The sequence below is a fragment of the Methylobacterium nodulans ORS 2060 genome (assembly GCF_000022085.1).
In the GTDB taxonomy this organism is placed as follows: Bacteria; Pseudomonadota; Alphaproteobacteria; order Rhizobiales; family Beijerinckiaceae; genus Methylobacterium; species Methylobacterium nodulans.
The window spans coordinates 6065465-6091243 of record NC_011894.1 but is presented as its reverse complement, the minus strand read 5'-3'; the positions used below and the strand labels follow the sequence as shown (position 1 = coordinate 6091243).

At 71.6% G+C, this 25779-nt stretch carries 28 protein-coding genes and 1 CRISPR repeat array; of the genes, 11 read left to right on the top strand and 17 right to left on the bottom strand.

What is annotated here, in order from left to right:
• Positions 1 to 7: 7 nt before the first annotated feature.
• On the top strand, positions 8 to 934 hold the full coding sequence (locus MNOD_RS28305) for a cyclase family protein (protein WP_015932406.1): 927 nt from the start codon (positions 8 to 10) through the stop codon (positions 932 to 934).
• On the opposite strand, the gene MNOD_RS28300 is transcribed toward MNOD_RS28305, so the two are convergent.
• Entirely contained in the window at positions 935 to 1735 is an 801-nt protein-coding gene (locus MNOD_RS28300; RefSeq protein WP_015932405.1) for a quinoprotein dehydrogenase-associated SoxYZ-like carrier, read from the bottom strand.
• 410 nt (positions 1736 to 2145) lie between these two features.
• Positions 2146 to 2772: a CRISPR direct-repeat array (repeat unit 31 nt; unit sequence GTCGCCCTCTCACGGGGGCGCGGATTGAAAC).
• Between the two features lie 219 nt (positions 2773 to 2991).
• On the opposite strand from MNOD_RS28300, the gene folP reads away from it, so the two are divergent.
• Genes folP through folK form a run of 3 tightly spaced genes read left to right on the top strand, consistent with a single transcriptional unit; the run spans position 2992 to position 4707 of the window.
• Entirely contained in the window at positions 2992 to 3831 is an 840-nt protein-coding gene (gene folP, locus MNOD_RS28295; protein ID WP_015932404.1) for a dihydropteroate synthase, read from the top strand.
• Entirely contained in the window at positions 3831 to 4199 is a 369-nt protein-coding gene (gene folB / locus MNOD_RS28290) for a dihydroneopterin aldolase (protein ID WP_015932403.1), read from the top strand. The genes folP and folB overlap by 1 nt, the downstream gene beginning before the upstream one ends.
• Positions 4192 to 4707: a 2-amino-4-hydroxy-6-hydroxymethyldihydropteridine diphosphokinase gene (gene folK, locus MNOD_RS28285; RefSeq protein ID WP_015932402.1), complete on the top strand. Its 516-nt coding sequence runs from the start codon at positions 4192 to 4194 to the stop codon at positions 4705 to 4707. The genes folB and folK overlap by 8 nt, the downstream gene beginning before the upstream one ends.
• 18 nt (positions 4708 to 4725) lie before the next feature.
• Here the strand turns inward: folK and MNOD_RS28280 are convergent, their stop codons facing one another.
• The 8 genes from MNOD_RS28280 to MNOD_RS28245 form a co-directional block, all read right to left on the bottom strand.
• On the bottom strand, positions 4726 to 5259 hold the full coding sequence (locus MNOD_RS28280; protein ID WP_043749569.1) for a PQQ-dependent catabolism-associated CXXCW motif protein: 534 nt from the start codon (positions 5257 to 5259) through the stop codon (positions 4726 to 4728).
• Complete coding sequence (xoxJ, locus tag MNOD_RS28275) at positions 5256 to 6122, bottom strand: rare earth element methanol dehydrogenase accessory protein XoxJ (RefSeq protein WP_015932400.1); 867 nt, start codon at positions 6120 to 6122, stop codon at positions 5256 to 5258. Before xoxJ ends, MNOD_RS28280 begins: the two co-directional genes overlap by 4 nt.
• A complete protein-coding gene (locus MNOD_RS28270) occupies positions 6122 to 6733 on the bottom strand; it encodes a c-type cytochrome, methanol metabolism-related (RefSeq protein WP_015932399.1) in 612 nt (203 codons plus the stop codon). The genes xoxJ and MNOD_RS28270 overlap by 1 nt, the downstream gene beginning before the upstream one ends.
• 272 nt (positions 6734 to 7005) lie before the next feature.
• Entirely contained in the window at positions 7006 to 8808 is a 1803-nt protein-coding gene (gene xoxF5, locus MNOD_RS28265; protein WP_015932398.1) for a lanthanide-dependent methanol dehydrogenase XoxF5, read from the bottom strand.
• 452 nt (positions 8809 to 9260) lie between these two features.
• Positions 9261 to 10208 (bottom strand): quinoprotein relay system zinc metallohydrolase 2, encoded by a 948-nt coding sequence (locus tag MNOD_RS28260; RefSeq protein ID WP_015932397.1) that lies wholly within the window; start codon positions 10206 to 10208, stop codon positions 9261 to 9263.
• A 115-nt stretch (positions 10209 to 10323) separates the two neighbouring features.
• On the bottom strand, positions 10324 to 11064 hold the full coding sequence (locus tag MNOD_RS28255) for an ABC transporter ATP-binding protein (RefSeq protein ID WP_015932396.1): 741 nt from the start codon (positions 11062 to 11064) through the stop codon (positions 10324 to 10326).
• Entirely contained in the window at positions 11045 to 11779 is a 735-nt protein-coding gene (locus tag MNOD_RS28250) for an ABC transporter permease (RefSeq protein WP_015932395.1), read from the bottom strand. The genes MNOD_RS28255 and MNOD_RS28250 overlap by 20 nt, the downstream gene beginning before the upstream one ends.
• 172 nt (positions 11780 to 11951) lie before the next feature.
• Positions 11952 to 12926, bottom strand: a complete 975-nt coding sequence (locus MNOD_RS28245; protein WP_015932394.1) for an ABC transporter substrate-binding protein — start codon at positions 12924 to 12926, stop codon at positions 11952 to 11954.
• Positions 12927 to 13126: 200 nt separating this feature from the next.
• On the opposite strand from MNOD_RS28245, the gene MNOD_RS28240 reads away from it, so the two are divergent.
• The gene (locus tag MNOD_RS28240; RefSeq protein ID WP_015932393.1) at positions 13127 to 13504 is read left to right on the top strand and encodes a 4a-hydroxytetrahydrobiopterin dehydratase; all 378 of its coding nucleotides are present in this window, start codon (positions 13127 to 13129) and stop codon (positions 13502 to 13504) included.
• Positions 13505 to 13546: 42 nt separating this feature from the next.
• On the opposite strand, the gene MNOD_RS28235 is transcribed toward MNOD_RS28240, so the two are convergent.
• Positions 13547 to 14419, bottom strand: coding sequence for a metallophosphoesterase (locus MNOD_RS28235; protein ID WP_015932392.1), 873 nt, complete (start codon positions 14417 to 14419; stop codon positions 13547 to 13549).
• Positions 14420 to 14612: 193 nt separating this feature from the next.
• On the opposite strand from MNOD_RS28235, the gene croR reads away from it, so the two are divergent.
• Complete coding sequence (gene croR / locus MNOD_RS28230) at positions 14613 to 15080, top strand: 3-hydroxybutyryl-CoA dehydratase (protein ID WP_015932391.1); 468 nt, start codon at positions 14613 to 14615, stop codon at positions 15078 to 15080.
• A 12-nt stretch (positions 15081 to 15092) separates the two neighbouring features.
• Complete coding sequence (locus tag MNOD_RS28225) at positions 15093 to 15911, top strand: TrmH family RNA methyltransferase (protein WP_015932390.1); 819 nt, start codon at positions 15093 to 15095, stop codon at positions 15909 to 15911.
• Between the two features lie 53 nt (positions 15912 to 15964).
• On the opposite strand, the gene MNOD_RS28220 is transcribed toward MNOD_RS28225, so the two are convergent.
• The 3 genes from MNOD_RS28220 to MNOD_RS28210 all read right to left on the bottom strand — a co-directional run bounded on the left by MNOD_RS28220 (position 15965) and on the right by MNOD_RS28210 (position 17493).
• Positions 15965 to 16231 carry a DUF2312 domain-containing protein gene (locus tag MNOD_RS28220; protein WP_015932389.1) on the bottom strand — a complete coding sequence of 89 codons (267 nt, stop codon included), beginning with the start codon at positions 16229 to 16231 and terminating at the stop codon, positions 15965 to 15967.
• Between the two features lie 149 nt (positions 16232 to 16380).
• Positions 16381 to 16686 (bottom strand): DUF1244 domain-containing protein, encoded by a 306-nt coding sequence (locus tag MNOD_RS28215; RefSeq protein WP_015932388.1) that lies wholly within the window; start codon positions 16684 to 16686, stop codon positions 16381 to 16383.
• A 54-nt stretch (positions 16687 to 16740) separates the two neighbouring features.
• A complete protein-coding gene (locus MNOD_RS28210; RefSeq protein WP_015932387.1) occupies positions 16741 to 17493 on the bottom strand; it encodes an N-formylglutamate amidohydrolase in 753 nt (250 codons plus the stop codon).
• 237 nt (positions 17494 to 17730) lie between these two features.
• On the opposite strand from MNOD_RS28210, the gene MNOD_RS28205 reads away from it, so the two are divergent.
• From MNOD_RS28205 to pyk, 4 genes are all read left to right on the top strand, one after another.
• Positions 17731 to 18717, top strand: a complete 987-nt coding sequence (locus tag MNOD_RS28205; protein ID WP_015932386.1) for a DMT family transporter — start codon at positions 17731 to 17733, stop codon at positions 18715 to 18717.
• Positions 18718 to 18742: 25 nt separating this feature from the next.
• On the top strand, positions 18743 to 20047 hold the full coding sequence (locus MNOD_RS28200) for a glycerate kinase type-2 family protein (RefSeq protein WP_015932385.1): 1305 nt from the start codon (positions 18743 to 18745) through the stop codon (positions 20045 to 20047).
• Positions 20019 to 20474 carry a DUF1036 domain-containing protein gene (locus MNOD_RS28195; protein WP_015932384.1) on the top strand — a complete coding sequence of 152 codons (456 nt, stop codon included), beginning with the start codon at positions 20019 to 20021 and terminating at the stop codon, positions 20472 to 20474. Before MNOD_RS28200 ends, MNOD_RS28195 begins: the two co-directional genes overlap by 29 nt.
• A gap of 189 nt (positions 20475 to 20663) precedes the next feature.
• A complete protein-coding gene (pyk, locus tag MNOD_RS28190) occupies positions 20664 to 22100 on the top strand; it encodes a pyruvate kinase (protein ID WP_015932383.1) in 1437 nt (478 codons plus the stop codon).
• Positions 22101 to 22178: 78 nt separating this feature from the next.
• Here the strand turns inward: pyk and MNOD_RS28185 are convergent, their stop codons facing one another.
• The 4 genes from MNOD_RS28185 to MNOD_RS28170 all read right to left on the bottom strand — a co-directional run bounded on the left by MNOD_RS28185 (position 22179) and on the right by MNOD_RS28170 (position 25581).
• The gene (locus MNOD_RS28185; protein ID WP_015932382.1) at positions 22179 to 23216 is read right to left on the bottom strand and encodes an alpha/beta fold hydrolase; all 1038 of its coding nucleotides are present in this window, start codon (positions 23214 to 23216) and stop codon (positions 22179 to 22181) included.
• A 10-nt stretch (positions 23217 to 23226) separates the two neighbouring features.
• Positions 23227 to 23835 carry a tetratricopeptide repeat protein gene (locus MNOD_RS28180; protein WP_015932381.1) on the bottom strand — a complete coding sequence of 203 codons (609 nt, stop codon included), beginning with the start codon at positions 23833 to 23835 and terminating at the stop codon, positions 23227 to 23229.
• A gap of 98 nt (positions 23836 to 23933) precedes the next feature.
• Complete coding sequence (ykgO, locus tag MNOD_RS28175; protein WP_015932380.1) at positions 23934 to 24059, bottom strand: type B 50S ribosomal protein L36; 126 nt, start codon at positions 24057 to 24059, stop codon at positions 23934 to 23936.
• A 184-nt stretch (positions 24060 to 24243) separates the two neighbouring features.
• Entirely contained in the window at positions 24244 to 25581 is a 1338-nt protein-coding gene (locus MNOD_RS28170) for a globin-coupled sensor protein (protein WP_015932379.1), read from the bottom strand.
• Between the last annotated feature and the right edge of the window lie 198 nt (positions 25582 to 25779).

Below are 25779 nucleotides of genomic sequence, written 5' to 3'. Positions count from 1 at the left end.
GCGGGCGATGAGACGGATTTCGGCAGCGGCGGCCCTCGCCCTGGCTCTCGTGCTCCCGGCGCGGGCCGACGACACCGCCCTGTGGACGCTCTACGAATCCACGCTCAAGCGCGCCAAGTACATCGACCTCACCCACGCCTTCGCGCCGGTGCAGCCGGTCTGGCCGGGCTTCGCCAATGCCAAGTTCAAGGCCGCGGAAGCCGGGCGGACCATTCCGGGCTATGTCGGGCAGGGCGACGTCTTCACCTACGAGGCGCACGGCTTCGTCGCGACGGCCTACGACCTGCCGACCGACCAGTACGGCACGCAGCTCGATCCTCCCGCCCATTGGAATCCCCGCGGGGCCACGATCAGCGACCTGCCGGCGACCTATGCGCTGCGTCCCCTCGTCGTCATCGACATCACGCCGCAGGTCGCCCGCGACGAGGGCTACCATCTGCAGGTCGCCGACATTGCGGCCTGGGAGGCGAGGCATGGGCGCATCCCGGAAGGGTCCGTGGTGATGGTGCGCTCCGACTGGTCGAAGCGCTGGGCCGAGACGGAGCGCTTCCGCCAAAAACCCTTCCCCGGGGTGAGCCTCGCGGCGCTGAAATTCCTCCACCTGGAGCGGAAGATCCTGTTCCACGGCCATGAGCCGCTCGACACCGACACCACGCCGAACCTCGAAGGCGAGGCGTGGCTGATGCACAACAACTTCGCGCAGGCGGAGGGCGTGGCGAATCTCGACAAGGTGCCGCAAGCCGGCGCGCTCATCGCCATCGGCTTCGCCAAGCCGCTCGGCGGCACCGGGGGCTTCGCCCGCTACGTGGCGATCGCGCCGCCGGACTGGCCCGAGGGCGTCAGCGTCGCGGATGCGCCGGGCGCGCCCCTGCCGACGCAAGCGGCGCCGCTCAAGCGCGGGCCGGACGGCGTGATGCGCCCGACTCCCCCCTGATCAGGTCCCGCCCGTGGCCGGGAAGCTGTGCGTGAAGACGTGGCCCTCCGTGTCCTTGGCCACCACCGTCACGGGTTCGCCGTTGCCCGCATAGGTGAAGCGGAAGGTCGGATCCTCGCTCACCGAGATGCCGCCCGTCATCGAGAAGAGCGGAGTCTCGCCCTGCTGGACGCTGAGCGACTCCACGAACCAAGCCGGCGTGTAGAGCCGCGTGACCTGATCCATCTGCAGCCCCGAATTGTTCGGGTGGCGCACCTGGATCTGGGCCTCGCCGCGCTCGGCGAAGGTGCGGAAGCGCATCTTGCCGAGATTGGCCTTGGCCTCGGCCGGATCCTTCACGGCCGGTGCCGAGCAGCCGCCCGCCGCCTTGACGTAGGCCTTGCTCATGTAGAGGGCGCCATCCTGCGTCTCGGCAATAGCCCGGACGTACGAATAGGAATTCACCCGGATGCGGGTGGAGAGGTCGAAGCGGTGCTGCGGCTTCGGGAAGCTGAAGGTGCCGACGACCGGCGCGGGATTCTCGTCCACCACCAGGGTCAGGCTCTTGACCGCGCGCGCATCGCCGTCCGGGAGCGCGATGCGGACTGCGATCGGCACGATGGCCGCGTCCTCGGCGCGCTTGGGCGCCTCCAGGGTGAGCACGCCCGCCCCGTCCTGAACGGGCCGGTCGCCGGTGATGCTGGCGCGCAGCTCCGTCCAGGCCGTCTCGGGCTGGGCCTCGTCCTGGGCGAGGGCGGTTCCGGCGAGCAGGGCCGCCATCGCCGCACCGGCCAGCGCCGGTCTCCAGGGGGATCGGGTCATCGCGCGCTCCTCATCGGTGTCCTCCGTCGGGGCTGGGCGTCGTTCGCCTCTCGCCATGGCCTCAGATGTAGGCGCCGGCGGCCCGGCGCGCCATGCCGATCTCCGGTCAAGTGCCTGACGGCAGGGGGCTTTGCGTCCCGCTCGCCGGATCGTGGGCGGCCCCTCGCCCGCGCGAACCTGAAGTGCCGCGCCCGTGCGACGAGGGTTCGCGCGTCCGCAAGTCCTTGAGAACTCGCGCCTTCGCCCCGCTGCTGCATGCTCGGCGCGGCATCCGGCGCGTTCGTCCTGCCGGTTCGCGCGCTCGCGCCCGTTCTGCTCGGCTTGGGAGTGGGTTACACTTGGGCCGTCGCCCTCTCAGGGGGCGCGGATTGAAACTTCGCCGGGATGCAGCAGCCGCAAGTGGCGCCGCCGTCGCCCTCTCACGGGGGCGCGGATTGAAACCACGACCTGCTGTGGAACGACCGCTACGGGTTGGGGTCGCCCTCTCACGGGGGCGCGGATTGAAACCTGCTAACCCCGGCCGGCGATTTCGACACGACGCAGGAAGTCGCCCTCTCACGGGGGCGCGGATTGAAACTTCGGCCTGCAAGCGGTCGGTAAGGCGATCAGCGGTCGCCCTCTCACGGGGGCGCGGATTGAAACGGCCCGCGATTACATCGACTGGGTGTTCGCCGCGTGTCGCCCTCTCACGGGGGCGCGGATTGAAACAAGGCCCTGCGCTCGGGTGACCAAGCGGCAATCCGTCGCCCTCTCACGGGGGCGCGGATTGAAACCGCGACGCGAGCATGAAGGGGGTCGACACCAACCGGTCGCCCTCTCACGGGGGCGCGGATTGAAACTCGGACGCCACGGTGACGGCAACGGGCCCGGCCTCGTCGCCCTCTCACGGGGGCGCGGATTGAAACACGGGGCGGAGCTGCACCCTGGAGTGGGGCCTGACGTCGCCCTCTCACGGGGGCGCGGATTGAAACGGCCCGCGATTACATCGACTGGGTGTTCGCCGCGTGTCGCCCTCTCACGGGGGCGCGGATTGAAACGAGGACTCGGAGCCGCCGCGCATCCTCCGCGGCCTGTCGCCCCCTCACGGAGGCGCGGCTCGGCCCGAGAGGTCGACCCGACACCAAGTCCTCCGGAACGCGGGACACGGCCTGCGAGGCCGCGTGCGGCAGTCCGGCCCCCCACCCGCACGTTGCACCCGGCTCGCGATCCGGCATAAGCGCGGGAGACGTCCCGCGCAGATCCCCGTCGAGGTTCCCGTGACCGCGCAGCCTTCCGCCCTCACCACCCTGCTGCCGGATCTCGGCCGGCGCACCCTGGTCATGGGCATCCTCAACGTCACGCCCGATTCGTTCTCGGATGGCGGGCGCTTCCAGGAGCGCGAGGCCGCCGCCGCCCAGGCCGCCGCCCTCGTGGCGGAGGGCGCCGCCATCCTCGACATCGGCGGAGAATCCACCCGGCCCGGCCACGTGCCCGTCTCCGCCGAGGAGGAGCAGGCCCGGGTGATCCCGATCCTCGCCGCCCTCGCCCCCACCTGCCCGGTCCCGATCTCCATCGACACCTACAAGGCCTCCACCGCCGAGGCCGCCCTCAAGGCCGGCGCCCGCATCGTCAACGACGTCTGGGGCCTCCAGCGCGAGCCCGACATCGCGCGGGTCGCCGCCGCCCACGGCGCGCCCGTGATCGTGATGCACAACCGCGAGAGCGTGGATCCGAGCCTCGACATCCTCGACGAGATGAAGCGGTTCTTCGACCGCTCCCTCGCCATCGCCGCCAAGGCCGGCATCCCCGAGCGCGACATCGTCCTCGACCCGGGCATCGGCTTCGGCAAGAGCTGGGAGCAGCACCTGGAGGCGATCCGCCGCCTGCCCGAGCTGCGGGCGCTCGGCTTTCCCCTCCTCGTCGGCATCTCCCGGAAGTCTCTGCTCGGGCGCATCCACAACACCACCACGGCGCCCGCCGACCGCCTGTTCGGCTCCATCGCCGCCCACGTGATCGCCGCCACCCTCGGGGCCGACATCGTGCGCGCCCACGACGTGCGCCCCCATGTCGAGGCCTGCCAGGTGGTCGATGCCATCATGCGCGGCGGAGCCGCCTGATGGGCGACCGCATCCTCATCCACCGCCTCGCCGTCTTCGCCCATCACGGCGTGCTGGAGGAGGAGAGCCGGCTCGGCCAGCGCTTCTACCTCTCCCTTGAGGCGAGCCTGGATCTCCGCGCGGCCGGCCGCACCGACGACATCGCCGCCACCGTGAGCTACGCGGACCTCGCGGCCCTGGCCACGGACATCGCCACCGGGCGGCGCTTCCGCCTCATCGAGGCCCTCGCCGAGACCATCGCGGCCGAAGCCCTCGCGCGCTTCCCGGCCCTCACGGCCATCACCGTGCGGGTCGACAAGCCGGGAGCGCCCGTTCCGGCGATCCTCGACGGCGTCGCGGTCGAGATCACGAGGTCGCGCCATGGCTGACGCCTATCTGGGCCTGGGCAGCAACCTCGGCGACAAGGCCGCCATGCTGACCCGCGCCATCGCCGCGCTCGACGCCACGCCGGGCCTGCGCGTGACCGCACGCTCGCGCTTCTACCGCACGCCCCCCTGGGGCGACACCGACCAGGACTGGTTCCTCAACGCCGCCGTCGCGGTCGAGACCGCGCTGTCGCCCCACGCCCTGCTCGAAGCCTGCCTCGCCATCGAGGCCCGCCTCGGCCGCGTGCGCGAGCGGCGCTGGGGGCCGCGCGTCATCGACATCGACGTGCTCCACTATGCGGGCGCCGTGGTGGAGGACGAGCGCCTCGTCCTGCCCCACCGCTTCGTGCGCGAGCGCGCCTTCGTGCTCGTGCCGCTTGCCGAAATCGCGCCCGATCTCGTGATCGGGGGCGAGACGGTCGTGCAGGCCCTGGCGAAGCTCGATCGCAGCGGCATCGAGCCCGACGAGGCAGGGGGCGCCGCCCCCTGCACCCCGGCCAGAGGGGCGTGACGCCCCTCTGGACTCCTTCTACGGGGGGACGGGCTGGAGGCGTTCGAGCGGGAGTGCGGCGTCGCTCCAGCCGTCGGAGCCGTCCGGGAACCAGATCACCTGGGTGTAGCCGTAGGAGAGCGCACGCTTGGCCGCGTTCCACGACATCCAGCAATGGCGCAGGCAGAAGAAGACCAGCGGCCTCGCCTTGTCGCCGCCCGTGAGGCGGTCGAGCGCGCCGCGGAAATAGGCCTCCGTCTCGGGGGCGAGCGCGCCGAAGCCGGTATTGGCGAGCCAATGCGCGTGCGGGATGCTCTCGTGCGGCGGATCCCGCCAGATCGTCCCCGGCGGCAGCGCGGCCGGCCGCGGCGGCCGGGGCATCACGTCGATGAAGGGCACGCCCGCCCGCCAGAGCGCCTCGGCTTCCTCTGTGGTGACAACCCGCGCGCCCTGCAGCGTCGCGGGTGTGGGCGAGCGGAAATCGTCCTCCCGGTAGCCCGCGGGCTCGGGCGGCGGCGCGGCCGCGGCACCCGAGGCGAGCAGCAGGGCCGCCAGGGCCAAGGCGGCCCTCACGGCTTGGTGTCGTCCAGGAGCCGGTTCTGCTCCTCGTCGAGAAGCGGCACCGCATAGTCGCGCAGCACCTGCTCGATCTCTGCCCGGCGCTTGCGCAGGACCGTGTTGAGCGTGCGCTTCCACTCGTTCTCGTTGATCCGCACTCCCATGGCGATGCGGTAGGTCAGGGCCGGGCGGTCGGGCTCCTTCAGGAGCGGCACCACCTCCATCGGCACCCCGCTCTGCCGGGCGAGCCAGCCCGCCGCCGGACCCCACAGGATCGCCGCATCGAGCTTCCTCTCGGCGAGGTCGGCCACGATCTGCGCCGACACGGTCTGATGCTGATTCGCCGGGTCGAACTGGTAGGGCGCATAGGCCCGCATGGACCCGACGAGCCCCACATCCCCCATCCGGTTGACCGGGGGTGTGCCGGCCACGACGCCGATCGTCTTCCCCTTGAGCCGGGGATCGTCGAGGGCGGTCACCCCGGAGAGGTCGCCCTGGCGCGACACCAGCACGTAAGCCGAGCGGTAATAGGGGTTGGTGTTCTGGACGAGATCCGTCCCCAGGGCCGAGCCGATGATCACGTCGCATAGGCCGGCGCCCAGCGTGTTGCGCACGAAGCCGGGACCCTGCGTCAGCCAATAGGTGCGCAGCTTCACCTTCAGCTCGTCGGCGACGATCGCCGCGATTCTGTTCTCGAACCCCTCCCCCTTGCGGTCGGAGAAAGGCATGTTGCCCGGGTCGCCGCAGACGCGCAGCGCGTCGGTCGTGACGAGGTCCGGCAGCTGCTGCGCGAGCGCCGCCCCCGGTCCTGCCGCCAGCAGCAGGACCGCGAGGCCGGCGCTGAGCCGGCGGGAAGCAAGCTGGAAGGGCCGGGGCATCAGCCGCCCAGGCACTCCTTCTCGGCCTTCTTGGCCGCCTCGGGCTTGTCTTCCTTGTCGGAGGGGCGCACGCGGCCCATGGCGCCGGCGGCGCGGGCGCGCAGGTAGACGTAGAGGTCGTCCGCGTAGCACATCACGTTCTTGTTGTCGCCGAAGGCCGGCATGACCTGCTGCTGCGCGGCGCTCACATCCTGCTTGCCGCCGACCAGGATGCCGATGAACTCCTCGTAGGACAGGTGCTTCAGCGAATCCTTGAGAGCCGGCGCGTAGGTCGATCCCATGCCGTCGGGGCCGTGGCAGACATGGCACTCGGCGTGATAGCGGCGGTAGCCCGAATAGGAGTACCAGTCGAACTTCTTGCCGTTGTCGGTCACGTGGAAGGTCGGATGGCCATCGGCGTCGAGGTACTTGCCGTCCTCCACCTTCACGGCCTGCGCCTTGTCGAGGATCTTCTGGTCGATCTCGGCGGTCTTGTCGTTCGGATTGAGCGAGTTGGCGAGGGCCGGATCGGCGGGTTTGGCGCCCTCAGCATATACGGCAACCGTCGTGACGGTTGCTAGGGCGAGGCCGGCCAGGACAGGCCGCAGAGCGGTCGTGCTGAGGTGACGCAACGGACGTTTCTCCCTGTCTATACGAGAGCCCCGCGCTGCGGGTCGGGGTCTCCGGGGCCACTTGATCATAAGGAAGCCGGCGCGGAAACCCGCGCCGGCCAGACTTAGGTACAGGTGAACCTGCGACCGATTATACCAACGGTCATTGGAAATGACCGGTGGTTCCGTTCTCGCATTGTCGCCAAGCCTTTGGCTTGGTGTCGACAATGCGAGATGGTCAACGGCCCGATGCGGGAGCACTTGGCTCGCGTGAGCAGCCTGGGCCGTTGGTATTACTGCGGCAGGTTGAAGACGGTGAGCTGACCGCCGAGGTTCGTGTAGTTCGACAGGGCCGCGTAGCCGCCCACCGCGCCGAGGCCGGCATTCGGGTCGGTCAGGCCGGCCGCAAGGCCGATGCCCGCCCAGCCGCCGACGCCCGACAGGACGGCGACGTTCTGCTTGCCCTTGTGCTCGTAGGTCATCACGTTGCCGATGATGCCCGACGGGGTCTTGAAGCGGTACAGCTCCTTGCCCGACTTTGCGTCGACGGCCTTCAGATAGCCCTCGAGCGTACCGTAGAAGACCACGTCGCCGGCGGTGGCGAGCGCGCCCGACCACACCGAGAACTGCTCCGGCACCGACCACTTGATCTTGCCGTTCACGTTGTCCCAGGCGATGAAGTTACCCATGCCGCCATGGCTGTTGGGGGCCGGGTACATCGACAGGGTCGCACCGACATAGGGCTGGCCCGGGGTGTAGCTCACCCGGAACGGCTCGTAATCCATGCAGACGTGGTTGGTCGGCACGTAGAACAGCTGGGTCTTCGGCGAGTAGGCCGCGGGCTGCTGGTCCTTGGTGCCCAGAGCGGCCGGGCAGACGCCCTTCGTGTTCACGTCCTCGCCGTTCTGCTCGGTCGAGTACTTGGCCACGACGAGCGGACGCCCGTAGTTCTTGGACGACTTGTCCATGTCGACCTTGGTGGCCCAGTTCACCACCGGATCGTACTTCTCGGCGACGAGGAGCTCGCCGGTCGCACGGTCGAGGGTGTAGCCGAAGCCGTTGCGGTCGAAATGGGTCAGGAGCGGACGCTCCTTGTCACCGAACTTCTGATCCGTGAGGATCATCTCGTTGATGCCGTCGTAGTCCCACTCGTCATGGGGGGTCATCTGGTAGACCCACTTGGCCTGCCCGGTGTCCACGTCACGGGCCCAGATGGTCATCGACCACTTGTTGTCGCCCGGGCGCTGCTTCGGGTTCCAGGTCGAGGGGTTGCCGGAGCCGTAGTACATCAGGTTCAGCTTGGGGTCGTAGGAGAACCAGCCCCAGGTGCAGCCGCCGCCCTGCTTCCACTGATCGCCTTCCCAGGTCTTCAGCGAGGAGTCCTTGCCGACCGGCTTGCCGAGCGAGGTGGTCTTCTCCGGGTCGATGAGCATCTCATCGTCCGGACCCATCGAGTAGCCGCGCCAGATCTTCTTGCCGTCCTTCAGGCTGTAGGCGGTGACGTGGCAGCGCACGCCGTACTCGCCGCCCGAGATGCCGACGATGACCTTGTCCTTGACCGGCAGCACGGTCGCGGTGTTGGTCTCGCCCTTCTTCGGGTCGCCGTTGACGACCGACCACACGACCTTGCCGGTCTTGGCGTCGAGGGCGACGACCGTGGTGTCGGCTTGGTGCAGGATGATCTTGCCGTCGGCATAGGCCAGGCCACGGTTGACCGTGTCGCAGCACATTACCGGGATCACGTTCGGATCCTGCTTGGGCTCGTACTTCCAGGCGATCTTGCCGTCCTGGTTGAGGTCGAGCGCGTACACGATGTTCGGGAACGGCGTGTGCACGTACATCGTGTCGCCGACGACCAGAGGCGATCCCTCGTGGCCACGCAGAACGCCGGTCGAGAACGTCCAGGCCACCTGCAGCTTGTTGACGTTGCCGGTGTTGATCTGGTCGAGTTTCGAATAGCGGGTGTTGGCGTAGTCGACGGTTTGCAGAACCTGCTGTGCCGGGTTGGCGATCTGCTTGATCAGATCGTCGTTTGCCAGGGCGGGCGTCACGCCCAGGACACCGGCACTCAACGCTAGGAGATGGACCGCTCTCATGGATTCCTCCGACAGGTGCATGTAAGCCACCCGCCCCTGGAGTCAGGAGCATGGCAGCACGGACCTGCTGTTTGCGTTTGGGGACGTCTTTATGCTTCGGCAGCGTGTCACAACAGGCGCTGTTGCTGGCCCGGGCTTGTCCGCCGTTAGGGCATGCCATGTCTGCGAACCGACCACCGCCCTCCCCTGGCGGCGCCGTTTGAAACCGAAGCTGAAGGAACTCTAAGAGAAAAATAGGCGGCGTCAACAACGATTGGGGCCCAAGCGAGCCCGTTTCGGCGCCAAAATTGGTGACTTAAGTACGAATTCCCCTGTGTGTTGCATAGCAACATAGAATTGCTGCGCTGCATCATCAACGACTTGTGTATAAGTCCGGCGGGCGGGCGCGGCTTTTGTCTCAGGATGAGCCGGCTCAGCACGGCAGTGCAACCCCAGGGTCGACCAAGTGCCGGTCAGTCCCATTCCAGTTCCTGATAGGCGGTGGTGGCATTCCGGGCGTTGAATTCACGAAAGAGTGACCACTCCTTCGCCTCGCCGGCCGCCGCCCCGCCGGCCTCTCCGATCGGCCGCCCGTCGCGCACCATCGCCCGCACCTCGGATTCCAGGGTCGCGAGGTAGCGCTCGATGGGGCCGGCTGCCGCCGGCCAGGGCACCGAGGCCGGGCCGTGGCCCGGCACCACGCGGGCGGCCGGCTCGGATTTCAGGCGGCGCAGCACGGCGATCCAGCCCTGAAGCCGTCCGTCGAGGGCGGGCACATGGCCGACGAACAGGAGGTCGCCGAGGAACCAGGTGTCGGTCGCGAGGTCGCGCACCGTGAGGTCGCTGTTCGTGTGGGCGGTGGGCCACGCATCGAGGCGCAGCACTCGCCCGCCGAGGTCGAGCTCCCGCCGATCCTCCACCAGCAGGGTCGGCGGCACGATCCGGGTGCCCGCGAAGGCCGGCCCGACCAGCGGGGCATTCGCCTGCAGGTAGGTCTCAGCCCGCGCCGCCAGGGCCTCGGGCAGATTCCGGTGGCCGACGACGGTCGCGCCCTCCTGCGCGAAGGCGGCGTTGCCGAGGACGTGATCCGGATGGACATGGGTGTTGATCACGTAGCGGATCGGCAGGGCGGTCCTGGCGCGGATCGCCGCGAGCAGGCGCCGGCCCGCCGCGAGGCTCCCGCCCGTATCGATCACCGCGACCGCATCCTGGCCGATGACGAAGCCCACATTGGCGATCGCCCCGGCATTGTCCCGCGCCGCGAGGGCATAGGGCGCGGCGTAGACGAAGACGCCGGTCGCCACCTCCTGCACCGGGAGCGGTGCGATCCCCGCCGCCGGGGCGGGGGGGCCTTCCTCCGCGCGGACGGCCGGCGCGAGGGCGAGCGCCACGGCGAGGAGCCAGTGCGGGATCGATCGCATCGCGTGTCTCCAGTTCAGGAGCATTTTCCGACGAAGCGGATCCCGGTTCGTCGCAGAAAATGCGGCACAATCAAAAACCTGGAGCAGGGTCCGTTCCATCGTGAACGGATCCGGCTCAGGCCGCCACGGTGTCGGGGTAGCGCGCCGCGAGATCCCGGCGCGTGGCCTCCGACCAGGCGCGGCTGCGATCCGCCTTCGGCGTCGCGAGCGGCACCGCAGCGACGAGGCGCGCGGGCCGGGGCGTCAACAGAAGAAGCCGGTCGGCCACCTCCAGCGCCTCGGGCACGTTGTGGGTCACCATCAGCACCGCCGCGTGCCGCCGCCGCGCCGCCGCGAACACCACGCCGCGCAGGGCGGAAGCGGCGGCGTCGTCGAGGGACACGAAGGGCTCATCGAGGACGAGGAGGCGCGGTTCGAGCGCCAGCGCCCGGGCGAGCGCGACGCGGCGGGCCATCCCGAGGGAGAGCTCGCCCGGGTAGCGGTCGCGCCAGGGCGAAAGGCCGAGCTCCTCGAACAGGGCGTCGAGGGGGCGCCCCCGCTCCGGGCGCGGCAGGGACAGGCGCACATTCTGCTCGACGCTGCGCCAGGGCAGGAGCCGCGGCTCCTGGAACACGATCCCGATCCGCAAGGAGGCCGGATCGGGCGTCACGCTGCCCTCGAAATCCCGGTCGAGGCCGAGCAGGATGCGCAGCGTCGTGGTCTTGCCCGCGCCCGAGGGGCCGATCAGGCAGACGGTCTCGCCCGGATGCACCGTGAAGGCGAGGTCGCGCACCGCCTCGACGTGGCCGCCGCGGCCCGAATAGGTCTTGCGGCGGATCGCGACCGCGATGGCCGGGTCAGCGCCAGCGTCGGACATGGGTATCGAGGGGCTGGAGCAGCAGGGCGTCGATGGCGAGCATCACGGCGCTGAAGACGAGGCTGTAGCCGAACAGGGCCGTCACGTCGAAGAGTTGGAAGTAGTAGGAGATGGCGTAGCCGACGCCATTCGGGCGCCCGAGCAGCTCGACCACGAGCACGATCTTCCAGGCGAGCGACAGCCCCGAGCGGGCCGCGGCCACCGCGAAGGGTTCGAGCTGCGGCAGCAGCACGTGGCGGATCCAGGTGCGGCGGTCGTACCGGAAGGCCTGCGCCATCTCCTGCAGGCCGGGATCGAGCCCCCGCGCCCCCTCCCGCATGATCACGGCGACGTTCGGCATCTTGTTGAGGGCGACCGCCAGGATCGCCGCCGTCTCGGTGAGGCCGAGCCAGATATAGGCCAGCACCGTGATGACGAGGGCCGGCGTGTTGAGGAGGACGAGGAGCGGCGTGTCGAGGAGCCGGTCGGCCATGCGCGCCCGCCCGAGCAGGATGCCGAGCGCCGCTCCCGTCGCCATGGCGAGGAGGAAGGACAGGGCCACCCGCCAGAGGGTGATGCCGACGTTGCGCGGCAGGTCGCCACTCTGCGTCTCGCGCAGCAGGAAGGCCGCCACGGCCTCGGGCGAGGGCAGCGTGCGCAGGTCGGTGAAGCGGCTCGCCAGCCACCAGGCTGCGAGGAGGAGCAGCGCCGAGAGGAGGCGCGTCGCGTGGGCCATGCCGTCTCACGATCTCCCGGGAGTCCAGAGGGCCCTCGGCCCTCTGGCGCGGGTGCGGGGGCGCGCAGCCCCCGCCTCGGGGCTTCGCCCCGAACCCCACGGGGCTCCGCCCTCGACCCGCCGGGGCCGTTCCTCGCCGCAGGCGAGGCAGCCCCGGACCCCCCGAGCGGGTTCAGCCATTGGGGACATCCCAATACAGGCCCTCCGGCAGGGTCGTGGCGCTGCCGACCAGCCGCTCGCCGCCGAGGCGCGCCAGCACCGCGTAGAGGCGCTCCGCATCGGCCCGCTCGGCGGCGATCCCCCGGCGCGGGATGCCGGCGAGGAACTCGCGCTTGAGGGCCGCGAAGGTCGGCTCGTCCTCCGCCGCCATCAGGGGGCGCACGCTGCTCCAGGCCCCCTCGTCCGACACCAGCGCCTGCTTGGCCTGCCGCGAGGCGCGGGCGAAGGCCGCCATCGCGGCGGGTTTGCGCTGCAGCAGCGCCTCGTCGAACACGTAGCCGAGGAGCGCGATCGGCCCCTCCACCCCGAAGGACCGGGCGATCTCGTCCGCGCCGATCAGGCGCCGGAAGCCTCTGGCCTCGAGCCGCGCGCAGAAGGTCCAGTAGAGGAGCGCCGCGTCGAGTTCGCCCGCCTCCAGCTTCTGCATCAGGAGCGGCGGCGCGCCGAAGGCCGGGCGGGCGGCCCGTTCGAGGTCGAGCCCGTCCTGCTTCTGGGCGCGGGCCTTGAGGAGGAGCCAGTTCTTGTCGAGCGCCCCGCCCGCCACGCCGAGCCGCTTGCCCGCGAGGTCGGCGACGGTGCGGATCGGGCTGTCGCCCGCCACCATCAGGGCGCCCTCGGTGGAGGAATAGGGCAGGAACTTCACCGGCTTGCCCTCGGCCCGCAGGCGCGCCGCCCAGAGCAGGTCCGACACGATGGTGTCGACCTGGTCGCCCTGGAAGGCGATGCGGGCGGCGTCGTTGCCGGCCAGCCGCAGGCTCTCCAGCGAGAAGCCCTGCGCCGCGTCGAGCCGGCGCTCCTTGATCACCGCCGCCTCCCACGAGACGGTGCCGAAGGGCAGGACGCCGACCCTGAGGACGCTCGCCTCCCTTGCGCCGAGCGGCAGCGGCCAGAGGGCGGCCGCCGCCAGTAACCCGCGCCGTGAGAGCATCGCGCCCCTCCCTGATCCGGTCCGGCCCGCCCGGCCGTTTTCCTGGCGCACAGGTAAGGACGGCCGCTCGTCCCGTCCACCGCGCATGCTTGCGCAAGGCCGGACGGCGGTTCACCTTTTCGCCATCGCGCCGCCCGACCTTGGGACGCCGCCGTGCCCTGGGTCACCCGTACTTTCGTCAACCGGATGAGGAGAGGTCCATGGCCGTCACCCGCGAAGCCGTGCTGGAGCCCGGCCAGATCGCCGAACGCCTCGCCCGCGACCTGCCCGCGTGGCATTTCGAGGACGGCTGGATCAAGCGCACCTACAAGACGAACGGCTGGAAGGGCACCCTGATGGTGATCAACACCGTCGGGCACCTCGCCGAGGCCGCGTGGCACCACCCCGACATCACCGCCTCCTACGCCTGGGTCGAGGTGCGGCTGACCACCCACGTCTCGAAGGGCGTCACCGAGAAGGATCTCGCGCTCGCCCGCAAGATCGAGGAGGTGGTGGGCTGGCAGCCGGGCCGGGAGGGCGGCGTCCTCGAAGGCACGCCGACCGATCCGCGCTTCGCCTACATCAAGTACGACAAATAGGGGGCCCGCCAAGGCGATGTTGAATGCCGGAGGCGGTTCGCTTCACACCGTCACGATCTTGCCTGCGTCGAAGCTTCGCCCGTCCACCGGGTTCGCCACGCAGCGCGTGCCGTGCAGCAGGAGGTCGTGCCCGGCGTGGAAGTGGCCGGAGACCCACAGGGCCGGCCGGTGCGCCGCCGGGAGGTCGTCGAGCATTGTGGTGGCGTAGAAGGCCGGCACCCACCAGGGCACACCCGGCGCGTCGCGGTAGCGGTCGGCGGCCTCGGCGATCGGCGGATGATGCGTGACGGCGACCGTCGGCCCCGCATGCGGCAGGGCGAGCGACGCGGCGAGGCGTGCGCGGTCCTCGGCATGGGCCGCCATTGCGGCCTCGGGCGTCCAGGCGCTGCCGTCGCCGAGCCGGATCGCCCGGAACTCGCGCGAGCCGGTGAGCGGATCGGTCATGCGGGCGGCCGCGTAGGCGACCGGATCGGCCGGGCGGCCGGGCGCATCGGCCCTGAGCCAGCGCCCGGCGAGGGACCAGTCGCTCCACAGGGTCGCCCCGACGAAGCGCACGCCCCGGATCATGGTCGCGGCGCCCGCCCGCAGCAGCGCGATCCGGGTCCGGCCCGCCTCGCGGTTGATCCGCTCGACCTCGCCTGCCAGCGCGGCGAGGAGCGCGGGGGCCGTGCGCGGATCTCCCGCCGGCGCATAATGTTCGTGGTTGCCGGGCACCAGCACCACCGGACGCTCCCCCGCCAGCGCCAGCAGCACGGCGAGCCCCCGCTCCGGCTGCCCCTCCCAGACGTCGCCCGCGCAGACGAGCACGTCGAAATCCGGCGCCAGCGCCGGGAGGTCGGCGGGCTTGCGCCGCTCCAGATGCAGGTCCGAGAGCGGGAACAGACGCAAGGCCGGAGAGGTGTCGCGTGTCGGCATTCCATGCGCTCCGTCGAGGGTCGGGCCCGCGTCTATGCCTCGCGCTCGCGCCCGAGGCTATGGCTCGCACGAGGCTATATGCCTCACACGCCAAGCCGAGCCTGGGCCCTCCCCGACCTTCGTGCACTGGATTCGCTCATCATCCTGTGCGAGGCCGCAACCGGCGCAACTCTGCGCGAGGGAGAGAGACGCGATGCTGCCCGAACTGCGCGTTCTGTACTTCGAGGATCTCGCCGTCGGGATGTCGGAGACGTTGTCGAAGACGATCTCCTCCTCCGACGTGGTCGGCTTTGCGGAGATCACCGGCGACCGCAACCCGATCCACCTCTCCGAGCATTTCGCCGCCCGCACGCCCTTCGGCACCCGCATCGCCCACGGCCTCTACACGGCGGGGCTGATCTCGGCCGTGCTCGGCACCCGCCTGCCGGGGCCGGGCGCCGTCTACATCAGCCAGAGCCTGAATTTCCGCGCGCCCGTGCGCATCGGCGACACGGTGGATGTCACCGTGGAGGTCGCCGAGCTCGTCCCCGAGCGCCGCCGCGCCCGCCTCAAATGCATCTGCAGCGTCGGCGGCGAGACCGTGCTCGACGGCGAAGCGCTGGTGAAGGTGCCGACCAAGGCCGAGGCCGACCCGCTCGCGGCCCGCGCTCCCAAGGGCTGACCCGGCCGGGCCTTGGTCGTCCCGATTCGCATCGACGATCCCGCCGATCCCCGCCTCGCCGCCTATGCGGCGATCCGCGAGCGCGACCTCGTCGGGCGCCAGGGTCGCTTCGTCGCGGAGGGCGAGGTGGTGCTTCGGGTGCTGCTGTCGCCCCGCGCGCGCTTCCGGCCCGAATCGATCCTGCTCGCGCCCGAGCGCCTGCCGGGCCTGATGCCTCTCCTCGCCGCCTCCGGCACGGCGGCGCCCGTCTACGTCGCCCCGCGCCCCGTGATGAGCGCGCTCGCCGGCTTCCCGATCCACCGGGGCGTGCTGGCGATCGGGCGCGGCGGCCCGGACCCCGATCCGGATGCCCTGGTGCCGGAGGGGCCGGCGCTGCTGCTGGGCCTCGTGGGCCTCGCCAACCACGACAATGTCGGCGGCCTGTTCCGCAACGCCGCCGCCTTCGGGGCGGATGCGGTGATCCTCGACGCTGCAACCTGCGACCCGCTCTACCGCAAGGCGATCCGGGTCTCGGCCGGCACCGCCCTGACGATGCCCTTCGGCCGGGTGCCGGACGGGGAGGCCCTGCTCGCGCTCTGCCACCGGCATGGCCTGGTGCCGGTGGCGCTGACGCCCGCCGGGGAGGAGGACATCGCGGCGCTGCCGCCGCTCCCCCGGGCGCTCCTGCTGCTCGGAACCGAGGGGACCGGGCTGCCGGAGGCGCTGATGGCCCGCTCCCGCCGGGTGCGCATCGCCATGGCACCGGGCGTCGATTCCCTCAACGTGGCGGCGGCCGGCGCGGTGGCGCTCCACCGCCTCGCCGGCGCGCGGCTCGCCGCCCGGCCCGCATAGAATCTGCCCGGACAGCATCTGCCTGCACGATCTCGGGCAGACAGGGGATACCCCTACGCCATCCCGAGCGCCTGCATGTAGAGTTCCAGGATCGCCTCCTCCTCCTGGCGCTCCTCGTGGTCGCGCTTGCGGATCGAGATGATCTTGCGCAGGACCTTGGTGTCGAAGCCGTTCGCCTTCGCCTCGGCGTAGACGTCCTTGATGTCGCCCGCGAGGCCGGCCTTCTCCTCCTCCAGGCGCTCGATGCGCTCGATGATGCTCTTGAGCTGGTCGGCGGCGACCGACGAGTTGTCGACCGCGAGCACGGGAGATGCAGCCATGGCTCGAATTCCTCTGTCGGATCGGCGCTCCGCACTGTGCGCCCTCGCCAGGGTTGATAGGCTCTCAACCTTACCGAGTCCTTGCCGGGGCGAAGCACCCGCATGCCACGGCGTTGTCACGGGATGACGACGGCGGCCCGGCCGATGCCTCAGTGCGTCTCGGTCTGAGCCGCGAAGGCCGCCTGCTGCTCGGGCGTGGCCTCCTTCTGGTGCTTCGCCTTCCAGGTCTCGTAGGGCATGCCGTAGACGTGCTCGCGGCTCTCCTCCTTGGTGAGCGGCAGGCCGCGTGCGTCGGCAGCCTCCTTGAGCCAGTTCGACAGGCAGTTCCGGCAGAAGCCGGCGAGGTTCATGAGGTCGATGTTCTGCACGTCGGTGCGCGCCTGGAGATGCGCCACGAGGCGGCGGAACACCGCCGCTTCGAGTTCGGTGCGGGTGGTCTCGTCGATCTCGTGCATCGATCGCCTCCTTAAACGCGACACAGCCTCAGGTCGGCGGTCCGGGTGCGGGCGTCAAGCCGCCATGAGCGGCGCGAGCAGCCCCGCAAACCGGGCCGCCCAGGCCTCCTGCCCGGCCGTCTCGGCGATCAGGTCCTGGCGGATCTCGATCAGCGCGTTCGGCAGGCCCTCCGCGCTCGCGTGACGGTCGAGGGTGTCGCCCGGCAGCCCGCCCGCATAGGGCTCGTTGTCGCCGACCGTGAGCCCCGCCGGATCCGCCTGCAGGCCCGCGAGCAGCGGCAGGGCGATGCGGCCGTCCTGCCCGTCCCACAGGATGCCGACATCCCAGGGCCGCGGCTTGCCGCGCCATGCAGGCGTGAAGCTGTGCACCGCCACCACGGCCGGAGGCCGGCCGGCCGCCCGCGCCGCGGCGAGCGCCGCCGCGATCGCGTGGTCGTAGGGGTCGTAGAATCGGGCGATTCGCGCCGCCACGCCCTCGGGGCCGATGCGGGCATTGGCCGGCACCACCGTGCCGTCCGAGAGGCGCATGACGAGCGTCGGGTCGTCCCGGCCCCGGTTCGGGTCGATGACGAGGCGCGAGAAGGTGGTGAGCAGTGCCGGCACCCCGAGCCGCCGGCTGAGCGAGCGCGTCACCGCGGCCGCGCCGATATCGTAGGCGATGTGCCGCTCGAAATGCGGGGCCTCGAGCCCGAGGGAACCCAGATCCTCCGGCACCGCGTTCGAGGCGTGGTCGCACAGGAGCAGCAGCCCGCAGGCCGGATCCCCCGCAAGGCTCTCGACGGGCTGGCTCGGGGCGGGATCGGGCATGGCGGACCGGGGAAGAGGCGGCGGGAGCGCGCTCCTTACCCCAGCCGGCTCCCGATCCCAACCAAAGGGCTGCCCAAAGGGCTCCCGATTCCGGCGGGCTTCCAAGCCCGGCGGGCGACTTACCCCAAATGGCCGAGCAGCATCGGGCGCACGCGGCACCGCCCCCAGGGTGACGCGGGCCGCGACATGCCATAGTCCTTCGCCGACAGATCCGCTCTCGCCCGAGTTGCCCGGCCCATGTCCCGTCCGCCCCTGCCCGATCTGGCCGCGACCGGCCCGCGGACGGCTCCCCTCGGAGCCGGCGCCGGCCCCGCGTCCGCGTCCGCGGGCGAGGGAGCCGGCTTCGCCCTCGCGGCGCTGTTCCTGGGCGCGGTGGCGATGGGCGTCTCGCCCGTGCTCGTGCGGCTGGTGAGCCCGGAGGTTGGCCCCTTCGCCAGCGCCTTCTGGCGCGTCGCCCTGGCCCTGCCGGCCCTCTACGGCTGGATGCGCGTCGAGGAGGCGCATCGCCCCCACTTGCGCCGGCAGGCCTTCGACCCTGCGGCGCTCGTGGCCGGCCTCGCCTTCGCGGGCGACCTCGTCTTCTGGCACCGGGCGATCCTCGGCACCACGGTGGCGAACGCCACCTTCTTCGCCACGACGGCGCCGGTCTTCGTGATGCTCTTCGCCTGGATCGGCCTGCGGCGCCGGCCGGCGCTGGCGACGCTCGCCGGGCTCGCGCTCTGCCTCGCCGGGGGCGCGGCGCTGATCGGCCAGTCGGTCCAGGTCGATCCGGCCCGCCTCGCGGGCGACCGGGACGGGGTCGTCACGGCCGTGTTCTTCGCCCTCTACTTCCTGGCGGTGGAGCGCGCCCGCGCGCGCGGGCTCGGCGCCGCCCGGGTCACCTTCGTGGCCTCCTGCGTCACGGCCCTCGTGCTCCTCGGTGTCGTCCTCGTCGCCGAGACGCGGCCCGTCCTGCCGCATTCGGCGGGCGCGATCGCCGGCCTCGTCGCGCTGGCGCTGCTCAGCCATGCGGGCGGCCAGGGCCTGCTCTCGGTGGCGCTCGGCCGGCTGCCGGCCGGCTTCTCGTCGCTCGTCATCTTCCTCGAAGCGGTGGCGGCGGCGGCCCTCGGCTGGCTCGTCCTCGGCGAGGCCCTGAGCGGGCCCCAGGCCCTCGGCGGCGCCCTGATTCTCATCGGCATCGCGGTCGCCCGCCCCCCGGCGCCGCTGACCCTTCGACCAGAATGACGACGAACGAGCGAGGATCCGCCCCGTGACCGCCTCCCCCTCCCCTGCCGATGCCCGCCGCGCGCTGCTGCTGCGCCTCCTCGACGACGCCGTGACGGCGGCCCATCCCCGCGGCTGCCTGGTGCCGGAGCTGCCCCCGCCGCCGGCCGGGCGCCTCGTGATCCTGGGCGCCGGCAAGGCGGGCGCCAGCATGGCGGCGGTGGCCGAGCGGCATTATCGCGAGGTGCACGGCCTCGGGCCCGACCGGCTCGTCGGGCAGGCGGTCGCCCGACACGGCTACGGCGAGCCCGCCGGGCTCATCGCCGTGGTGGAGGCCGGCCATCCGGTGCCGGACCAGGCCGGCATCGACGCCACCCGCCGCAGCCTGGAGCTGGCCGCCGCGGCCGGGCCGGACGACCTCGTCCTGGTGCTCCTCTCCGGCGGCGGCTCGGCGAACTGGATCGCGCCCGCGGGCGACCTGACGCTCGCCGAGAAGCAGGCGATCACCAAGGCCCTGCTGCGCTCGGGCGCCGCCATCGACGAGATCAACTGCGTGCGCAAGCACCTCTCGCGCATCAAGGGCGGGCGCTTGGCATTCGCCGCCCGCAATGCGGGCAAGCTCCTCACCCTCGCGATCTCGGACGTGCCGCGCGACGACCCGGCGGTGATCGCCTCCGGGCCGACCGTGCCAGACCCGACCACGCTGGCGGATGCCCGCGCCATCTGCGCCCGCCGCGGCATCCCGCTCCCGCCCGCCGCGGAGGCGCTCCTCAACGATCCGGCCAACGAGAGCCCGAAGCCCGGCGATCCGCTCTTCACGCGCACCGAGTACCGGATCATCGCCCGGCCGATCGACGCCCTGAAGGCCGCGGCTGCCTCGGCGCAGGCCGCGGGCTACGAGCCGATCCTGCTCGGGGCCGATCTCGAAGGCGAGGCCCGCGAGGTGGCGGCCGAGCATGCGGCGCTCGCCCGGCAGAAGGCCGCGGAGGGGCGCAAGGTCGCCCTCATCTCCGGCGGCGAGCTCACCGTGACGATCCGGGGCGAAGGTCAGGGCGGTCCGAACCAGGAATACGCGCTCGCCCTCGCGGTCGCCCTCGACGGGGCGCCGGGCGTCGCGGGCCTCTCGGCGGATACCGACGGCACCGATGGCGGGCGGGGCGAGGCCACGGACCCCGCCGGGGCGATCGTCGACGAGACGACCCTCGCCCGTGCGGCAGCGGCGGGGCTGGACCCGCGGGTGAGTCTGTCGGAGAACGACTCCACCCCCTTCTTCGACCGGATCGGCGACCTCGTCCGGCCCGGGCCGACCCGCACCAACGTCAATGATTGCCGCATCATCCTGGTGGGATAGGACGACTCGCATCGCGGCGGCGGGCCTCGCCGCCGTGCTCCTTCTGGCCGCCGCGCCGGCCCGGGCGGACCTGCGCATGTGCAACATGACCGGGAGCCGCATCGGCGTGGCGCTGGGCTACCGGGATGCCGGCGGCTGGGTCACGGAGGGATGGTGGAATCTCTCCGCCCGGGCCTGCGAGACCCTGCTCAAGGGGGCGCTCGCGGCCCGCTACTACTACGTCTTCGCGGTCGATTACGATCGCGGCGGCGAGTGGAGCGGGCGCTCGCTGATGTGCACCCGCGACCGGGAATTCACCATCCGGGGTGTCGAGGACTGCCTTGCCCGGGGCTACGACCGCAACGGCTTCTTCGAGGTCGATACCGGCGAGCAGAAGAGCTGGACCATCCAGCTCACCGATCCCGGCCGGCCTGCCACCAGTCCCTGAGCCCCCGGCGCGGCGTCGGCCTCCCCAGAAGGGAGAGGAGAACCGCCCCCTTCGGAACTGGTATGCAGAATGATACGGCTTCCGGTCGAGGGATGCCCTCGCGCCCGGACGACCGCACCCCGAGGGGCGCTTAGGCCCCGTCCTCAAGTCCGCCCCCGGATCGTCCGGGGAACCACATCCGGTACCCCCATGAAGCGCGCCCGCCGTACCAAGATCGTCGCCACCCTCGGCCCGGCCTCCGAGGATCCGGAGGTGATCGAGAAGCTGTTCGAGGCCGGGGCCGACGTTTTTCGGCTCAACATGAGCCACCTGCCCCGCGAGAACCTCGCCGAGCGCGTCGCCACCATCCGCTCCATCGAGCAGCGGCTGAGGCGGCCCATCGCCGTCCTCCTCGACCTGCAGGGGCCGAAGCTCCGGGTCGGGCGCTTCGCCGAGGATTCCGCGATCCTGGAGGCCGGCCGGACCTTCATCCTCGACGGTGACGAGGTGCCGGGCGACGCCACGCGGGTCCACCTGCCCCACCCGGAGATCCTCTCCTCCCTGGAGCCGGGCCACACGGTCCTCATCGACGACGGCAAGCTGCGGCTCTCGGTGGTCGAGGTGGCGCCCCGCCGGGCCGTCACCCGCGTCCTCGTCGGCGGGCGCATCTCGAACCGCAAGGGCGTCTCGCTGCCCGACACCACGATCCCGGTCGCCGCCATGACCGAGAAGGACCGTCTCGACCTCGAAGCCGGGCTCGCGGCCAATATCGACTGGATCGCCGTTTCCTTCGTGCAGCGGCCGGAGGACGTGGCCGAGGTGAAGGCCATCGCGGGCAGCCGCGCCCTGGTCATGGCCAAGATCGAGAAGCCGCAGGCGCTCACCCGCCTCGACGAGATCATGGAGGTCTCCGACGGCCTGATGGTCGCCCGCGGCGATCTCGGCGTGGAGATGCCGCTCGAGCAGGTGCCGGGCGTGCAGAAGCGCATCACCCGCGGCGCCCGCCGTCTCGGCAAGCCCGTGGTGGTCGCCACCCAGATGCTCGAATCGATGATCAATGCGCCGGTCCCGACCCGCGCCGAGGTCTCGGACGTCGCCACCGCCGTGTACGAGGGGGCCGACGCCGTCATGCTCTCGGCCGAGAGCGCGTCTGGCGCCTATCCGGTCGAGGCGGTCGCCACCATGAGCCGCATCGCCGAGCAGGTGGAGCGGGATACGATCTACTGGTCGATCATCGCCGCCCAGCGCTCGGTGCCGGAGGCCACCGCCTCCGACGCCATCGCGCTCGCCGCCCACCAGATCGTCGACACGCTCGGCCTCGAAGCCATCATGGCCTGGACCGCGTCCGGCTCCACGGCCCTGCGGCTCGCCCGCGCCCGGCCGGACGCCTCCGTGATCGCGCTCACGCCGAAGCGCGAGACCGCCCGGCGCCTCGCCATGGCCTGGGGCACCCACCCGATCGTCACCAACGACGCCAGCGACATCGACGACATGTCGTTCCGCGCCTGCAAGTTCGCGGTGCGCGAGCGCTTCGCCAAGGTCGGGGATCGGGTGCTCGTCGTGGCCGGCCTGCCCTTCGGCACGCCGGGGACGACCAACCTGATCCGCATCGCCCAGGTGACGCGCGAGCACGCCGCCAAGGCCTGACGGGCCCGCATGGAGCGGCCCCGCCCCGGGGCTCTGCCCCGGGACCCCGGCAGAGGGACCTCGTCCCTTTGCACACCCCTAATCCGAGCCGACCCGCTGGAGCGCCGCCACCATCTCGATCTCCGACACCACCGTGTCGGTCGCCGTGTAGTGCAGCATGTGGCCGATGCCGGGCAGCACCACGAGCCGCGCGCCCGGCACCGCCTGCGCCATCGGCACCGCGTGGACCGCGGTGCGCACGATCGGGTCGATGTCGCCCGCCACGATCGTCGTCGGCACCGCGATCTCGGGGTAGCGCCGGCTCTGGCCGACCAGGAAGCCGTAGAGCCCGTCGAGGTCCTGCAGGTTCGCCGCGAAGGCCGCGGGGCGCAGCGCCAGCGGCACCCGCGCTGCGTCGACATAGTCCGCGGGCAGCGGCTCGGGGCGGAAGACCGCCTCGGCGAACCGGTCGAGATAGGCGAGGCCGAGCGGTGCCGCGATGGTGCGCGTGGCGATCCACAGAAGCGCCCGGCCGAGGCCGGAGCGGTACCAGCCCGCATAACCGGGCACCACCCCGCTCGGCCACGGATACAGGGCCGGGGCGAGCAGCACGAGGCCGGAGACCCGCTCCGGATGGTCGAGGGCGAGGGCCGCCGCCAGCGCGCCGGACCACGAATGACCGACGATCGTCGCGGGCCCGACGCCCATCGCCCCGAGCGCCTCGGCGATGAGGCGCGCCTGCACGGCCGGCGAGGCGGCCTCCGGCCCCGCCACGCGGTCGCTCCAGCCGAAGCCGGGCCGGTCGAAGGCCAGCACCCGGAACCCGTCCCCGGCGAGCCGCCGGCCGAAGCCCTGCATCGGGTCCATGCCGTTCGCCGAGGCGCCGTGCAGCAGCACCACCGTGCCGCGGCTCGGCCGGCCCTCCCCGGGACCGGCCTCCAGCACCGCGAGATGCCCGCCCGCCACCGGCACAAGCCGGCCGGCCGGCGGATAGCGCGCCTCCACCTGCCGGGTGATGAACCATGTGGCGAGAAGGCCGGTGGCGGCGAGCGCCAGCAGCAACGCCGCGACCCCGCCGACGATCCAGGTCAGCACGCGCTGGATCCGCCGGGGAGGCGGCTCACCGCCGGACGCCATGCCGGGCGGCTCACAGGTCGCGGCCGTCGACGTCGGGGGTGAGATGCTCGATCGCCTCGCGCAGCTTGCCCATGCGCGGGTAGATCTCCTGGGCCCGGCGGAAGGCGGCAAGCGCCCGGACCTTGTCGTCGCTCGCCATGTAGATGTGGGCGAGCGCGGCCCAGGCCTCGAAATGCCGCGGCTCGAGCCGCAGGGCCCGGTGCAGGTCGGCAAGCGCGCTCGCCTGATCGTCGAGGAGATAGAAGGCGGTGGCCCGCCGGCTCCAGCCCTCGGCCCAGCCCGGCTCGAGCGTCACCACGCGGTCGAGCAGCTCCACCGCGAGGGCGGCGTCCTTGTCCTTGAGGGCCTGGCCTGCGCGGTTCGCCAGGAGATCGGCCGTGTCGCTGCCGGAGCGGTCGAGGCGGCGCTCGATGAGCTGCGCCACGCCGCGGGCCTCGGAATCGTCCTTGGCCGCCTTCAGCCTAGCGAACAGGTCGTCCAGGGTGGCGGGCGGCCGGGGCGCTGTCTTGGGCGCCCCGCCGGGCTCCGGCATGGCCGCGCTCTGAGCCCCGGCCGGCGATCCGGCAAGGCTGACCAGGAGAAATCCGGCAAGGCAGGGCGCGGCAGGGATGCGAAGCATGCCGCCATCGTCCGGCGCCCGTGCCGGATGGTCAACGCGATGGCTTGCCGCGGCGAAGCCGTGCGGCGAAGCCGGGTGCGGCGGAAGCCGCCAGCCGATCAGCCCTGGCGGGCCTTGTAGCGCTTCTGGGTCTTGTTGATGACGTAGACGCGGCCCTTGCGGCGCACGATCTGGTTGTCGCGATGCCGGCCGCGCAGCGACTTCAGCGAATTGCGGATCTTCATCGGTCTGGTCTCACGTCGGCGCGCCGGCCCGTGCCGGCTGCGGTGTCGAGGGTTGAACGGGATCGCGGCGTGGCCTGAGACCAAACGCCAAGGCCGGGCGACGCGAGGCGCCGTCCGTGCGAGGGCCGCCTGTGTACCGCGAAGGGCCGGAAAGTCAATCGCCGGTCGGGCCGGCGCGCCCGCCTCAGGCGGTGCGCGCCGTCTCCAGGAAGCCGTCGATGTCGGCGCGCAGACGGGCGAGCTCGCGATCGAGGGTCTCGCGCGCTTCGGCGACGTCCTGCGCGGCCGTCGCCGCGGAGGCGGTGCGGTCGCGCAGGGCCGCGATGGTGCCCACCGCCGTCTGGGTGTTGGTCGCCGTCTGCTGGACGTTCTGGGCGATCTCGGAGGTGACGGCCGTCTGCTCCTCAACGGCGGCGGCGATCGTGGTCGCGATCGTGCTCACCTCCCCGATCACGCGGACGATCTCCTGGATGCTCGTCGCGCTCCGGCGCGTCGCCTCCTGGATGGCGCTGACCCGGGAGCCGATGTCGGTGGTCGCCCTGGCGGTCTGCTGGGCGAGGCTCTTCACCTCGGCGGCGACCACCGCGAAGCCGCGGCCCGCCTCGCCGGCCCGCGCCGCCTCGATGGTGGCGTTCAGCGCCAGGAGATTCGTCTGCCCGGCGATCTCGTTGATCAGGTCGACGACCTGGCCGATGGCCCGGGCCTGCTCGGCGAGGCCCGACACCGTCTCCTCGGTGCCCTGGGCGCTCCCGACGGCCTGCTGCGCCACCTCCGCGGAGCGCCCGGCCTGGGCGCCGATCTCGCGGATCGAGGCGGCAAGCTCCTCCGCCGCGGCCGCACCTGCCTGCATGTTGGACGCCGTCTGCCCGGCGGCGCCCGCGACCGCGTCGGCGAGGCTGCTGGCATCGGCGGCCGCGACGTTCAGGGTCTCGGCGCTCAGCGCCAGCGCGCCGCTCGCCGCGCCGGAGACCGAGAGGCTGGACTGCACCGCCTCCGAGAACTGCGCGATCGCCTGCGCGAGCGCCTGCCCCTTGCGCTGCCGCTCCTCCACCAGGACGTCGAGATAGACCGAGATGGCGAGCTCCATGTCGAGCATCACCGCCTTGTTGAGGGCGGCGATCTGGGCGGCCAGCGCCCGGCGTCCGACGAGGCCCGCCCGCTCCGTCAGCGCCCGCACCAGCCCGTTGAGCACGAAGGCGTAGCCGCCGATATACCAGCGCGGCTCCAGCCCGATCCGGTGGTGCACGAGCCCGATCCGGCGGATGCTCGCCACGTAATCCGCATCGAAGCGCCCGCTGAACAGCTCCTCCCAATGCGCGGTCTGCGCGGCCACGAGCCGCGGCTGGTGGTCGCCGATCATCGCCGCGAGGTGCGGCGTCTTGCGAATCGTCTGGTAGAACCGCGCCAGGATATCGGGCAGGGCCGGCGCGATGACCGGCCACAGGCGTCGCAATGCCGCTACCGTGGTGGCGTCGATCTCCATGAACGCAACACGGTCGCTGATCGGTTTGCTGCTGTGCACGGTCGGGCCTCGTGGATCACTCATATGGCACAGGACTGTGTCGGATTCGGATTAACGATCTATGGTGATTGGCGGATACCGGTCGATGCGTGATGCTGACCCTGCGGGACGGCCGGATCGAACAGGTTAGCCCGGGCCCGCCGCTGGCTCGGACCGGCGGGTGGCGGCGCGCTCCGGCCGCTCTTTCGGAGGGGGACC

What these genes read in the sequence shown, in the direction of transcription:
- MNOD_RS28305 (WP_015932406.1), top strand. Translation starts at nt 8, where the DNA reads ATGAGACGGATTTCGGCAGCGGCGGCCCTCGCCCTGGCTCTCGTGCTC.
- MNOD_RS28300 (WP_015932405.1), bottom strand. Translation starts at nt 1,735, where the DNA reads ATGACCCGATCCCCCTGGAGACCGGCGCTGGCCGGTGCGGCGATGGCG.
- folB (WP_015932403.1), top strand. Translation starts at nt 3,831, where the DNA reads ATGGGCGACCGCATCCTCATCCACCGCCTCGCCGTCTTCGCCCATCAC.
- folK (WP_015932402.1), top strand. Translation starts at nt 4,192, where the DNA reads ATGGCTGACGCCTATCTGGGCCTGGGCAGCAACCTCGGCGACAAGGCC.
- xoxJ (WP_015932400.1), bottom strand. Translation starts at nt 6,122, where the DNA reads ATGCCCCGGCCCTTCCAGCTTGCTTCCCGCCGGCTCAGCGCCGGCCTC.
- xoxF5 (WP_015932398.1), bottom strand. Translation starts at nt 8,808, where the DNA reads ATGAGAGCGGTCCATCTCCTAGCGTTGAGTGCCGGTGTCCTGGGCGTG.
- MNOD_RS28260 (WP_015932397.1), bottom strand. Translation starts at nt 10,208, where the DNA reads ATGCGATCGATCCCGCACTGGCTCCTCGCCGTGGCGCTCGCCCTCGCG.
- MNOD_RS28255 (WP_015932396.1), bottom strand. Translation starts at nt 11,064, where the DNA reads ATGTCCGACGCTGGCGCTGACCCGGCCATCGCGGTCGCGATCCGCCGC.
- MNOD_RS28250 (WP_015932395.1), bottom strand. Translation starts at nt 11,779, where the DNA reads ATGGCCCACGCGACGCGCCTCCTCTCGGCGCTGCTCCTCCTCGCAGCC.
- MNOD_RS28245 (WP_015932394.1), bottom strand. Translation starts at nt 12,926, where the DNA reads ATGCTCTCACGGCGCGGGTTACTGGCGGCGGCCGCCCTCTGGCCGCTG.
- MNOD_RS28240 (WP_015932393.1), top strand. Translation starts at nt 13,127, where the DNA reads ATGGCCGTCACCCGCGAAGCCGTGCTGGAGCCCGGCCAGATCGCCGAA.
- MNOD_RS28235 (WP_015932392.1), bottom strand. Translation starts at nt 14,419, where the DNA reads ATGCCGACACGCGACACCTCTCCGGCCTTGCGTCTGTTCCCGCTCTCG.
- croR (WP_015932391.1), top strand. Translation starts at nt 14,613, where the DNA reads ATGCTGCCCGAACTGCGCGTTCTGTACTTCGAGGATCTCGCCGTCGGG.
- MNOD_RS28220 (WP_015932389.1), bottom strand. Translation starts at nt 16,231, where the DNA reads ATGGCTGCATCTCCCGTGCTCGCGGTCGACAACTCGTCGGTCGCCGCC.
- MNOD_RS28215 (WP_015932388.1), bottom strand. Translation starts at nt 16,686, where the DNA reads ATGCACGAGATCGACGAGACCACCCGCACCGAACTCGAAGCGGCGGTG.
- MNOD_RS28210 (WP_015932387.1), bottom strand. Translation starts at nt 17,493, where the DNA reads ATGCCCGATCCCGCCCCGAGCCAGCCCGTCGAGAGCCTTGCGGGGGAT.
- MNOD_RS28205 (WP_015932386.1), top strand. Translation starts at nt 17,731, where the DNA reads ATGTCCCGTCCGCCCCTGCCCGATCTGGCCGCGACCGGCCCGCGGACG.
- MNOD_RS28195 (WP_015932384.1), top strand. Translation starts at nt 20,019, where the DNA reads ATGATTGCCGCATCATCCTGGTGGGATAGGACGACTCGCATCGCGGCG.
- pyk (WP_015932383.1), top strand. Translation starts at nt 20,664, where the DNA reads ATGAAGCGCGCCCGCCGTACCAAGATCGTCGCCACCCTCGGCCCGGCC.
- MNOD_RS28185 (WP_015932382.1), bottom strand. Translation starts at nt 23,216, where the DNA reads ATGGCGTCCGGCGGTGAGCCGCCTCCCCGGCGGATCCAGCGCGTGCTG.
- MNOD_RS28180 (WP_015932381.1), bottom strand. Translation starts at nt 23,835, where the DNA reads ATGCTTCGCATCCCTGCCGCGCCCTGCCTTGCCGGATTTCTCCTGGTC.
- ykgO (WP_015932380.1), bottom strand. Translation starts at nt 24,059, where the DNA reads ATGAAGATCCGCAATTCGCTGAAGTCGCTGCGCGGCCGGCATCGCGAC.